This is a genomic window from Sporosarcina sp. P25, assembly GCF_002743235.1.
GTDB classification, from domain to species: domain Bacteria; phylum Bacillota; class Bacilli; order Bacillales_A; family Planococcaceae; genus Sporosarcina; species Sporosarcina ureae_B.
On record NZ_PDYV01000015.1, the window covers coordinates 1 to 11,811 of the forward strand.

General features: G+C 41.9%; 9 protein-coding genes. 4 read left to right on the top strand and 5 right to left on the bottom strand.

Going from position 1 to position 11,811, the window contains the following annotated elements:
- Window positions 1-173: 173 nt before the first annotated feature.
- Together CSV70_RS12340 and CSV70_RS12345 are read right to left on the bottom strand one after the other, a co-directional pair.
- Entirely contained in the window at window positions 174-851 is a 678-nt protein-coding gene (locus CSV70_RS12340) for an ABC transporter ATP-binding protein (RefSeq protein ID WP_085132398.1), read from the bottom strand.
- A gap of 1 nt (window position 852) precedes the next feature.
- Window positions 853-1,884, bottom strand: a complete 1,032-nt coding sequence (locus CSV70_RS12345; RefSeq protein WP_085132397.1) for an ABC transporter permease — start codon at window positions 1,882-1,884, stop codon at window positions 853-855.
- 158 nt (window positions 1,885-2,042) lie between these two features.
- On the opposite strand from CSV70_RS12345, the gene CSV70_RS12350 reads away from it, so the two are divergent.
- Entirely contained in the window at window positions 2,043-2,993 is a 951-nt protein-coding gene (locus CSV70_RS12350) for an ABC transporter ATP-binding protein (RefSeq protein WP_085132396.1), read from the top strand.
- Window positions 2,986-4,503 (top strand): ABC transporter permease/substrate-binding protein, encoded by a 1,518-nt coding sequence (locus CSV70_RS12355; RefSeq protein ID WP_099627834.1) that lies wholly within the window; start codon window positions 2,986-2,988, stop codon window positions 4,501-4,503. Before CSV70_RS12350 ends, CSV70_RS12355 begins: the two co-directional genes overlap by 8 nt.
- 260 nt (window positions 4,504-4,763) lie before the next feature.
- On the opposite strand, the gene CSV70_RS12360 is transcribed toward CSV70_RS12355, so the two are convergent.
- Window positions 4,764-5,993: an acyl-CoA dehydrogenase family protein gene (locus tag CSV70_RS12360; RefSeq protein ID WP_233191810.1), complete on the bottom strand. Its 1,230-nt coding sequence runs from the start codon at window positions 5,991-5,993 to the stop codon at window positions 4,764-4,766.
- Window positions 5,994-6,408: 415 nt separating this feature from the next.
- Here CSV70_RS12360 and CSV70_RS12365 point away from each other — a divergent pair, with 415 nt between their 5' ends.
- Window positions 6,409-7,011, top strand: coding sequence for a hypothetical protein (locus tag CSV70_RS12365; RefSeq protein ID WP_099627833.1), 603 nt, complete (start codon window positions 6,409-6,411; stop codon window positions 7,009-7,011).
- A gap of 51 nt (window positions 7,012-7,062) precedes the next feature.
- On the opposite strand, the gene CSV70_RS12370 is transcribed toward CSV70_RS12365, so the two are convergent.
- Entirely contained in the window at window positions 7,063-7,500 is a 438-nt protein-coding gene (locus CSV70_RS12370; RefSeq protein WP_085132393.1) for a GatB/YqeY domain-containing protein, read from the bottom strand.
- Between the two features lie 271 nt (window positions 7,501-7,771).
- On the opposite strand from CSV70_RS12370, the gene CSV70_RS12375 reads away from it, so the two are divergent.
- Entirely contained in the window at window positions 7,772-9,964 is a 2,193-nt protein-coding gene (locus CSV70_RS12375; RefSeq protein WP_099661110.1) for a DNA topoisomerase III, read from the top strand.
- A gap of 389 nt (window positions 9,965-10,353) precedes the next feature.
- Here the strand turns inward: CSV70_RS12375 and proS are convergent, their stop codons facing one another.
- Window positions 10,354-11,790, bottom strand: a complete 1,437-nt coding sequence (gene proS / locus CSV70_RS12380; protein ID WP_085132391.1) for a proline--tRNA ligase — start codon at window positions 11,788-11,790, stop codon at window positions 10,354-10,356.
- Window positions 11,791-11,811: the final 21 nt, after the last annotated feature.

Sequence of the window (11,811 nt, forward strand, 5' to 3'; positions counted from 1 at the left end):
TTAGAGTATCAGAATGTACCGGAACGGAGAAAGGCCGACTCCTGAGGGATCAGCGTGCGTCTTGAGACCCTGGACGTAGCAAAGCGAAGGAAGCGGCTCAAGCCACGCCCCTCGGAAAGCGTGCCTTTCGGAGTGTAGGGAAACGGGGTGAGATAGTTATGTCTCAGTCTCGCTTATTCTACTATATAACCATCCCGCATCGTAATAACCCGATCAACATATGGTAGCATCTCTTCATCATGCGTCACCATCAATGTCGTTAAGTTTAATGTACGTGTTAGTTCTTGCAATAATTCCATCACACCTTTTGAGCGTTTCGTATCAAGACTTGCAGTTGGTTCATCCGCAAACAAGATTTTTGGGCGATGAATAATCGCACGAGCAATCGCCACACGTTGACGCTCTCCTCCTGATAAGGAAGAAGGATAAGCATCTTTGCGGTGCTGCATTTCAACTAACTCTAACATCTCATCTATTGCTTTGGCCTGTTCTTTTTTACTCATTTTCGTTTCTGATACGTCAAGCATCAACTGCAGTTGCTCTTCCACCGTCAAAAAAGGAACTAAGTGGGACGACTGAAAAACAAATCCGAAGTCTGTTGCACGAACGTGGCGAACCTCTTCCTGACTCATCTTCGTCATGTCTTTCCCTTCAAATAAAATCTCGCCGCCAGATGCTCTTTGCAAACCTGCTGCAATCGTTAAGATAGTTGATTTTCCAGAGCCGGAAGGGCCAATCAACGCGGTGATTTCCCCTTCCTTCAATGATAAATCCACACCTTTTAATATCTCTTCTTCAATTTCTCCATTGGAAAACGTCTTTTTCACTTTATCAATTGTAAAGGCAGACATATTACATCTCTCCTTGTTGAATCGCTTGAAGCGGTTCAATATTTTTCACTTGGATTCCTGAAATGGTAGCACCGATAAAACCGACCACCATAAATACTGCTGATAGCATCAATACGGTGTCCATCGTTAAGTGGAACGGCATGCCTTCAGGGGCAATTAAACTAAATGCTTGGCTGAGCGCAATGGACAATACGAGTGAAATAGCGGTAATGACTAGCATCTGATACCAAATCATCTTGAATAACGAAATCGTCTTCATACCAATCGCTTTCAATATGCCGTACAATCCGATCTTCTGAACATTCATCATATAGAAGAAAATTGCAAACAGCATACCACTGATTATGACTAGGAACCAGACGATCATATTCAATGACATCTGCTCTGCACTGTAACTTGGAATTGCATTTAAAAACTCTTTATTTGAAAATGAATCTAATGCGCTTAGTGTTGGTGCATCTTTACCTGGGATGAAAATTGTCTGCATTTCCATCACTCGATAGATTTCCTGATAGTTCGTCATCCCGATGAAAGCAACGGGTGCGTGACTGTACTTTTGTTGATCAACAAACCCTTTAACAACGAACTCTCCACTGAATTGATTATTCGTTAAGACGTCACCAACTTGAATTCCATCTTCTTTTAAAGAACTATCCAGAACAATTTCTCCATCTTTGACGTTTTCAAATAGCTCGGAATCAGTAGAAGCAACGAATGCCACACTGTGCTGCTTATCTTTTGCGTCATTGACGAATCCCATCTGAACCGAAAATGCAGTTGCATCGGGACGGTCAATGAGTATTTGCTTTTGAACTTCTTCATCTATTTTTGAAAGATTGTAGGTCTCGTCTGCATCTTTACTTAAATAAAATTGTCCTTCCGGTAAATCTTTTATCAGCGCTGCATTATCCTGTGATAATCCGTTTGCCAGTCCTGAAATAATAAACGTCAAGAAGCTGACGAGGAATATAATGGACCCGAGAATTAGAAACTTAGTTTTACTCTTCTTCATTTCTTTCCATGCGATTTTCATATTAACGCCTCCGTTTTTATTCTTTATACTCATATATTATCTTACGAAGATGAACGGAGAATGAACGGTATATTACAATGCGTTATTCTTTTTAAAGGGATATAACTTCCTATTTTTCTGACACTATGTGAAAATCATAATAAAAAGGGAGGGATTCGATGATTCGTTTTGAAGATGTTTCAAAGAGTTATGATATGTCACGCTTAGTCGTGGAATCAGTGAATTTAGAAATTCAGCGCGGGGAGTTTCTTGTACTAGTGGGACCAAGTGGTTGCGGGAAGACCACTACGCTTAAGATGATCAACCGGCTGATTCCACTTACAAAAGGTACGATTTGGCTCGATGGCAAGCGAATCAGTGATTATCCAATCCATGAGCTTCGTTGGCAAATCGGCTATGTATTACAACAAATCGCCTTGTTTCCGCATATGACAATCGAAGAAAACATTGCAATTGTCCCTGAACTGGTAGGGTGGAAAAAGAAAGATATCCGCGCACGTATAACGGAACTACTTGAAATGGTCGGATTAGATCCCGAAGTGTACCGAAAGCGTAAACCGAATGAATTGTCAGGCGGTCAGCAACAGCGAGTAGGCGTTGTACGCGCACTGGCGGCAGACCCAGATATTCTATTAATGGATGAACCATTCAGCGCACTGGATCCAATTAGTCGCTTGAAACTTCAGGATGATCTGCTGGACTTACAGCATAGAATTCAAAAGACTATTGTATTTGTTACGCATGATCTACAGGAAGCATTTAAATTAGGCGATCGTGTCTGTATCATGAATGAAGGTAAAATTGAGCAAGTTGCAACACCGCAAGAAATTCTCACCAAACCTGCATCACCGTTCGTACGTGAATTTACAGCATCAGCTGCGGCTCGCACATTTTCCATTGCGGATCATATAGAAGAAATCCCGACAGATCTATCACTGTCTTTTGCAATTCCCATTGATTCTGAATGGGGACCACTCTTGCAGTTCTTAGCTTCTGAAGATCAAGTTGCGATTAAACAAAATGGACAAGTTATTGGTATGGTTACCCGAAAAGGAATTCTACATTTCCTAGCGGAGCAGTCACTGAAAGGAGGAATATCTAATGAATAGTTTTCTAGATGTTCTTCAAAATCGGCGTGGTCAATTACTAGAAGCTCTGATCGAACATATTCAAATTTCATTAATCTCCTTATTAATTGCCGTGTTGATTGCTGTTCCACTTGGCATCTATTTGACAAATCGGCGAAAAATGGCGGAATCTGTCATTGGCGCAAGTGCTGTATTGCAGACAATCCCTTCTCTTGCGCTGCTCGGTCTATTGATTCCCTTATTCGGTATAGGAAAAGTACCTGCAATTATAGCGTTAGTCGTCTATGCGTTGTTGCCTATCTTGCGCAATACATATACGGGCATTAAAGAAGTCGACCCTTCACTTAAAGAAGCAGCGACTGCGATGGGAATGAATACCCGAAAAAGGCTGATGAAAGTCGAATTACCGCTAGCAATGCCGATTATCATGGCAGGTATTCGTACTTCCATGGTACTAATCGTCGGAACCGCAACATTAGCTGCTTTGATTGGCGCGGGTGGCTTAGGTGAATTGATCTTACTTGGAATCGATCGTAATAATCCATCATTAATCGTGCTAGGCGCTATCCCTGCAGCATTACTTGCACTATTCTTCGATTTCCTACTAAAGACATTCGAAGGTCTTTCGTTCAGGAAAGCGATTACCGCATTTGTAACTTTCGTTATTGTAGCGGTCTTGATGATTGCGGCTCCATTCATAGGCGGTAACTCCAAACAAGAAATAGTCATTGGTGCCAAGCTTGGCGCAGAACCCGAAATTCTTATTAACATGTACAAACTATTGATTGAAGACCAAACTGATCTCTCTGTGGAATTAAAACCAGGTCTCGGTAAAACGTCATTCGTCTTCAATGCACTGAAATCAGGAAGCATCGATTTGTACCCTGAGTTTACAGGTACGGCTATATCCGAGTTCTTGAAGGATAAAGCTGTCAGCAACGACCGTGACGAAGTGTATGAGCAAGCTCGAAAAGGATTAGATGAACAATTTAATATGACATTCCTGACACCGATGTCTTTCAATAACACGTATACGCTCGCCGTTTCCAAAGCATTCCAAGAAGAGTACGGACTCAAAACAATTTCTGATCTAGCCGCAGTTGAACGGGCCGTAAAAGCGGGCTTCACTCTCGAATTTAATGACCGGGAAGATGGATACCTCGGCATTCAAAAGCTTTATGACATTACGTTCCCCTCCATCCAAACGATGGAACCGAAGCTGCGCTATCAAGCTATAGAGACTGGCGAAATCAACTTGATGGACGCCTATTCGACTGATAGCGAGCTACGCGAATATGATTTGTCAGTTCTCAAAGACGACAAAGAACTGTTCCCTCCGTATCAAGGCGCACCATTGCTTCGAAAAGAGACGTTGAAGAAGTATCCCGAACTTGAGGATGCGTTAAATAGCCTTGCTGGAATCGTAACGGACGAGGAGATGCGTGAAATGAATTATCAAGTGAACGCGGAAGGTGCTAACGCGAAAAAAGTAGCAGAGGCATTTTTGAGAGAACAAGGGTTGTTGGAGTAGCGCTTACAGTGTGATCGTTGTACGTATTGAGCGGTTACATGGCAGGTATGAGCGCTTGTGGTGCCTGATAGAGCGCTTGTGCACGCTGATAGGGCGCTTGGACACCCTCTTAGAGCAGTTAACCGAACACGTAGAGCGCTTATACGGATTAATGAGCAAAATCGCACAATACTCGCCTACGCACGACGATATTTATCTATAAAAACCACAAACAGTCACCCGCAGATATACTCTGCCGGTGACTGTTTAATTGTATTCAATTAATCCATCCAAGGTACTTCTATCATGGTACGGCCAATCCACTCACGCAACACTTCGTTTGTCGGCCCCATAATAGCACCAGCACGCCCGTCACGGACGAACTTCTCTACCTGACCCGTCATATAACCACGGCCACCTGACACTTGCAACGCTGAATTGGTAACATCAATCACCATATCTGCTGCATGCGTCTTCAGCTGCCATAATGGATATAAACACTCCGATAATTCCTTACCTTCTTTATTACAACGGTCCATCGCTTCTGTTGTACGATACAACATACTACGTGCGCTATCGACTTTAATTTGCGCCTTCGCCAACTCATGACGAATCACTTGATAATCTGAAACGGATGATCCCGTATCTGCGTGTACCCTGCGTTTAGCACCATCTGTTGCCATATTCAAAGCACCTTGTGCAATACCAATCCAGCAAGCTGCTGAACCTAATAAGAATAGAGGATCGATCGTGTTGTCATTGAAATAGCCCATACCGCCTTCGCCACCTATACGGTTTTCAAGAGCAACTTGCACCTCTTTAAAGTTCATCGGACCACTTGCATTGCCGCGTAGCCCCATTGCATCAAACGGAAATGCTTCGACACCCTGCTGATCATTTTCTACCAACAAGAACATCAAATTATCGGGATCATCTGTTTCAGGTGATGTCGTTGCAACTAAATAAAAGTCTGCTTCTCCACCACTTGTGACGAATGACTTTTCTGCATCCAACAAATAACCATTTGCTTTTCGTATCGCTTTACTACCGATATTCCAGAAGTGCCCTCCTGTCGCTCTTTCACTAAACGCTAGGCCACCGATTTGCCCGTCACGTAGGCGTGGCAATAAACGTTGACGCTGTTCTTCTGTTCCCGCTTCATAGATCGTATGCGCTGTTGTCATATGCATAACCCAGCACATCGTCGTAGACGGGCAATAATGCGCAAAGCTTTCGGAAAGAACTGCGAATGCTGTGAATCCGTCTTTCAGACCACCCGCTTCAACTGGGATGGTAACAGCCGAATAACCAGACTTCGCCACTTCACGTAAACTTTCGCGCGGATACATTTTCTCTTGATCAGAAATAAGTGCACGCGGTAGCAGTTCTTTCTTGCCTAACGCATGTGCAGCTTTTTGTAATTCTTCATGCCCTTCTGGACAAGTCCACCATTCGGGAATTTGCATAATTCCTTCTTGTTGTTTTTCTTTTTCCATTACAGCATTTTTCATCAAAATTACCACTCCATTTTATCATTTGCCTACCTTTTTATTAACAAGCAAGTAGACAGTTATCTTTCAACTTTATCATTCTTTATGAAATAGTAAAGATTAATATGAAAATTAAATACTATATTTAATTTTCATTTAAGAAATATACCTACTGAATTCATTCAACTCTTCAATATAACTTGTCACTTCCACTTCATATACATGTATTGATATCAAAGAATGTACGACAGTATATAAGCTGTGACAGTCCTATCAATTTATTTGTATGGGTACGATTTATTTATTATTTCTAGTTAACTATTACTTTTTTATCACAAATCGACATATTTCTTGTAAAATACATAAAAACACTCGAACATTTCAGACAATACTGTAAAATGTTATAATAAAATGTAAAGATAAGGAGGCATATACGATGAAAAAATGGATGAGTATAGCGCTCTTAAGCTGTATATTATTTCTCAGCGCTTGTGCAGCAACTGATACGAATAAATTGACGATGCCTGAACTTACGGATCGGGAAAAACAAATACTTGAAACAGCTGCCAATATCGCATTTGTCTTTGATTATACAGCCGATCAAAACTATAAAAAGGTAACTCTTTGGGTAGAAAAGTACAAAAAAGGTAAGAAGGTTGCAGAACCGATCAGCGAGTTATCCACTCCGCTGCCTGGAGAATCAACGAAAGGTAGCATCGTTTTGACGGTCACACAAACACTCGAAGAAGAATTATTATTTTCCGCAAGCATAAGCGACGCTAAAGGCTCGGCAAGTGTTCGCAATCAAGAAGAACTAAAGAGTATGAACGACATGGCCACTCTATTTACTACCAATCCACAAGAAGGTTTACTTCTATCAGATAACATGTTGTTGGCTGGTATCATCTATACATCTACGACAGAAGGATCACCGACTAGTACGCTATCTAACGATTTTTATGAACAAAAAGAAGGCTCCTTGGACGAATTAAAAGAATACGACGTGGTTTACGTATTACGGGCTTCATTTGAAAAATAAAAGAACTGGATGACAAGTACACGACTTGTCGTCCAGTTCCTTATTAATAGTTCAATTCTGCAAATACTCTTTCACCGCCTGCGAAACAGTCTTTCCTTCCGCACGACCAGCAACTTCCTTCATTACAACGCCGATTGTCTGACCCATTGATGCGTCTTGTGGAATGCCTAATGAAGCAATCAATTCTTTTACTTCTTCCACATTCATTTGCTTCGGCAAGTAAGATTCGACAATCGCAATCTTCGCTTTTTCTGCTTCCACGATGTCTTCACGATTGGCTTTTTGACCTTCATCGAGCGATTGTTTTGTTTGCTTAAGCTCACGCTGAACGATTTTGATTTCTTCTTCTTTCGTCAGTTCGCGCTTTAATTCAATCGATTCATTTTGTAGACCTGCACGCAATAAATTAATGACGCCTTTTTTCATCGTGTCTTTTTCCTTCATTGCTGTCCTTATATCGGCCATTAAACGATCTTTTAATTCTGACATTGAAATCCCTCGTTTCTATAGTGTTACTCATAGTATACAAAAAAATCATACGTTCAGTCTTGTATTTTCACTCCATCTGGAATTCTGTTCTCTGCTTAGGAGGCATCTTGTTAATACAATGAACTCACAGAAAGTATGCATCCGCCTTAATTGACGAAACTTCCGGTCTGGTTTACACTTTTTAGTAAGTAACTCCTTCATATAGCATAAGGTCTTTAACCTTATCTGTTTGAGGAGTTTTTCGACATGTATATAAAAAGGAGTTCATTATATGAAAAAAAGTATAGTACTGGCGGAGAAACCTTCCGTGGCACGGGATATTGCCCGTGTACTTAACTGCAATAAAAAAGGTAATGGCTATTTAGAAGGCGATAAATATATCGTGACGTGGGCGCTCGGACACTTGGTGACGCTCGCTGATCCAGAGAATTACGATACGAAATTCAAGACGTGGAAACTAGATGATCTACCGATGATGCCTGACGATTTGAAACTTACGGTCATCAAACAAACGAGCAAACAATACAATGCCGTAAAAGCGCAGTTGCTCCGCACGGATGTTGCAGATATCATTATCGGTACAGATGCTGGACGTGAAGGAGAATTAGTTGCTCGTTGGATTATCGAAAAAGCAAAGGTTAAGAAGCCGATCAAACGTCTGTGGATTTCCTCCGTAACAGACAAAGCAATTAAAGATGGTTTCGCCCAGTTAAAACCGGGCAAGGCTTACGAAAATTTATTTGAAGCAGCAGTCGCACGTTCAGAAGCCGATTGGTATATCGGTCTTAATGCCACGCGTGCACTGACAACCAAGTTTAACGCACAACTTAACTGTGGACGTGTGCAGACACCTGTCGTTGCAATCATTGCACAGCGTGAAGAAGAGATTAACACCTTCCGCCCTAAAACATTTTACGGCATCGAAGCACAGTCTGACTCGAACTTAAAACTGACGTGGCAGGATGCAAAAACAGGTGATACTCGTTCATTCGACCGTGACAAACTATCTGCTATCGTCAAAAAGTCCGATGGAAAACAAGCTGTAATTGAAAATATCGAGAAGAAAGCGAAAAAGACATTCTCACCAGGTCTTTACGATTTGACTGAATTACAGCGTGACGCCAACAAAATGTTCGGCTACTCAGCAAAAGATACACTCAACATCATGCAGAAATTATATGAACAACATAAAATACTTACCTATCCACGCACCGATTCCCGTTTCCTTTCAAGCGATCTCGTTGCCACACTTCCTGAGCGTTTGAAAACAGTCGGCATAGGCGAATATCGTTCACTTACGAATAAAATACTAAAGAAACCGATTAAGACGAGTAAGTCCTTTGTTGACGACAGCAAAGTATCCGATCACCACGCCATCATTCCGACAGAAGAAATCGTATTACTCGACAAATTGTCCGATCGTGAGCGGAAAATATATGATCTAGTCGTCAAGCGATTCTTAGCTGTTCTGTTCCCAGCACATGAATACGAACAATTAACGGTTCATGCAAAAATAGCAGACGAACGTTTCACAGCGCGCGGAAAAACGATTTTGGCTGCTGGTTGGAAAGAAGTGTATAACAACCAATTTGACGAAGAAGAAACTGAACAGGACACGAAAGAACAATTGTTACCTAAGCTCGTAGCAGGCGATCAGTTAGACATCAAACTCATCAAAGAAACATCTGGACAAACGAAGCCCCCTGCCCGATTCAATGAAGCCACACTATTATCTGCCATGGAAAACCCAACGAAATATATGGGCACACAGGATAAGAAATTGGCAGATACATTGAAATCCACAGGTGGACTCGGGACGGTCGCAACACGTGCTGATATTATCGACAAACTCTTCAACTCCTTCCTAATTGAAAAGCGTGGGAAAGACATCCATGTCACGAACAAAGGAAAACAGTTGCTTCAATTAGTACCGGATGAATTGAAGTCTCCTTTGCTGACAGCTGAATGGGAGTTGAAACTAGAGAAGATAGCCAAAGGTCAGCTGAAAAAAGAAGATTTCATTAATGAAATGAAAGGCTATACAAAAGAAATTGTTTCAGAGATTAAAGCGAGCGAAGCGAAGTTCAAGCATGATAATATTTCTACGAAAACATGTCCGGACTGCGGTAAGCCGATGCTTGAAGTAAATGGCAAGCATGGCAAGATGCTCGTTTGTCAGGATCGTGAATGTGGTCACCGTAAAAACGTCTCCCGTGTCACGAACGCACGCTGTCCACAATGTAAGAAGAAGATGGAGCTTCGCGGCGAAGGCGACGGGCAAATCTTTACGTGTAAGTGTGGTTATCGCGAAAAGCTTTCTACGTTCAAATCGCGGCGTGAGAAAGATTCAAAAGGTAAAGTCAACAAGCGCGATGTGCAGAAGTATTTGAAGAAGAACAATGATGATGAACCTGTTAACAATCCATTTGCGGATGCATTGAAAGGGTTGAAGCTAGACGACTAATATTAAAAAAAAGCTGGCTATTGTGTTGGGAGGATTGAGTCCAAAGATGTGCTCCTAACACTTCGCTTTAACTCGCAAAAGCCCCCCTACGCGCCAATCCCTTACAATATGAGTGATTGATACTTTTGGTTGTGCATTAAAGTAAATGCTGTAATAGCTTTTGAATTTCAGTACTTGAATCTAAATGAGTTAAGGCAAAACAATAATTCACATACTACCTACAGTGAGTGATCTAAGTACCCGCACTATCAATGTAGGATGTAAGCGTCTGCCAGCTGGAGCTTCCATCCCATCACACGCACCAACTCACTCTCTACAGCATGTCAACTAAACATCACCAAAAAAAGCTGTCCCACGAAAACTTCGTGGGACAGCTTTTGATTTCTCTATTAGTAAGCTCTTGCAAACCAAACTGTATGCTTCGATTCATTTCCACAGTTAATACAAGTAGATTTCTCTGCTGGTGGGTTGAACGGAATATTACGTGTCGTAAACTTCGATTCATCTTTAACATGCTCTTCACATGTGTCATCGCCGCACCAGCCTGCAAGGATCCAACCCGGAGTTACTCCGTTAGTCGCGCTATCTTCAATATGCTTCTTCAACTCATCCAGCGTGTCGATGTTTGTATGAGAATTTTCGTCACGGAACGTACGAGCATTTTCAAGCAATCGCTTCTGCATCGTCTGTAGTTCTTGCTCGATGCTCGCCACAGCTTCAGCCAGATCCACTGCCACTTTCTCGCCGCCATCACGCGCTTTCATCAATGCTTGATTGTTTTCAAGATCACGCGGCCCAAGTTCTAGACGTACTGGAACACCTTTTAATTCATACTCATTGAACTTATAACCTGGAGACTGATCAGAATCATCCAAACGGACACGAATGCCTTTAGATTTCAATTCAGCGTAGATTTCGTCCAATTTCTCCATGATCGCTGGGTTCTTCTTCCAAGGACCAACTGGGATTAGCACGACTTGTGTCGGTGCAACGCGCGGAGGCAATACAAGACCTTGCTCGTCACCATGTACCATGATAACCGAACCGATCAAGCGTGTTGATGTTCCCCAAGATGTTGTATGCACGAACTGATGCTTATTTTCTTTTGTTAAGTATTTGATATCAAATGCTTCCGCAAACTTCGTCCCAAGGTAATGTGAAGTTCCGGCTTGTACTGCTTTACCATCTTTCATCATAGCTTCAATCGAGAATGTATCAATAGCACCCGCAAAACGCTCAGATGGTGTTTTCTGACCGTCATATACAGGAATCGCTAGTAGATCTTCTACAACTTCTTTGTAGATTTCCAACATTTGCATCGTTTCATGGCGCGCTTCTTCTTCATCTACGTGTGCAGTATGTCCTTCTTGCCACAAAAATTCTGACGTACGAATGAATGGTAGCGTCTTTTTCTCCCAGCGGAATACGTTTGCCCACTGGTTGATCAGTACAGGAAGGTCACGATAGCTCTTGATCCAGTCGGAATATAAATGGCCAATCATCGTTTCAGATGTCGGACGTAACGCTAAACGTTCTTCCAATTTCTCGCCAGCTGCTTCTGTTACCCATGGCAGTTCTGGAGAAAATCCTTCAATATGATCTTTTTCTTTTTCGAAAAACGACTCCGGAATTAGCATTGGAAAATATGCGTTACGGTGACCCGTTTCTTTAAAACGACGATTCATTTCATCTTGAATATGCTCCCAGATTTCATAGCCGTCCGGTTTAAACGCGATACATCCGCGCACTGGTGTATAATCCATCAAATCCGCTTTCTGGATTGTGTCGATATACCATTTCGTAAAATCATTTTGCTGATTGCTCATTACTTCATTTCCTCCTTAGTA

What these genes read in the sequence shown, in the direction of transcription:
- CSV70_RS12340 (WP_085132398.1), bottom strand. Translation starts at nt 851, where the DNA reads ATGTCTGCCTTTACAATTGATAAAGTGAAAAAGACGTTTTCCAATGGA.
- CSV70_RS12345 (WP_085132397.1), bottom strand. Translation starts at nt 1,884, where the DNA reads ATGAAAATCGCATGGAAAGAAATGAAGAAGAGTAAAACTAAGTTTCTA.
- CSV70_RS12350 (WP_085132396.1), top strand. Translation starts at nt 2,043, where the DNA reads ATGATTCGTTTTGAAGATGTTTCAAAGAGTTATGATATGTCACGCTTA.
- CSV70_RS12355 (WP_099627834.1), top strand. Translation starts at nt 2,986, where the DNA reads ATGAATAGTTTTCTAGATGTTCTTCAAAATCGGCGTGGTCAATTACTA.
- CSV70_RS12360 (WP_233191810.1), bottom strand. Translation starts at nt 5,993, where the DNA reads ATGAAAAATGCTGTAATGGAAAAAGAAAAACAACAAGAAGGAATTATG.
- CSV70_RS12365 (WP_099627833.1), top strand. Translation starts at nt 6,409, where the DNA reads ATGAAAAAATGGATGAGTATAGCGCTCTTAAGCTGTATATTATTTCTC.
- CSV70_RS12370 (WP_085132393.1), bottom strand. Translation starts at nt 7,500, where the DNA reads ATGTCAGAATTAAAAGATCGTTTAATGGCCGATATAAGGACAGCAATG.
- CSV70_RS12375 (WP_099661110.1), top strand. Translation starts at nt 7,772, where the DNA reads ATGAAAAAAAGTATAGTACTGGCGGAGAAACCTTCCGTGGCACGGGAT.
- proS (WP_085132391.1), bottom strand. Translation starts at nt 11,790, where the DNA reads ATGAGCAATCAGCAAAATGATTTTACGAAATGGTATATCGACACAATC.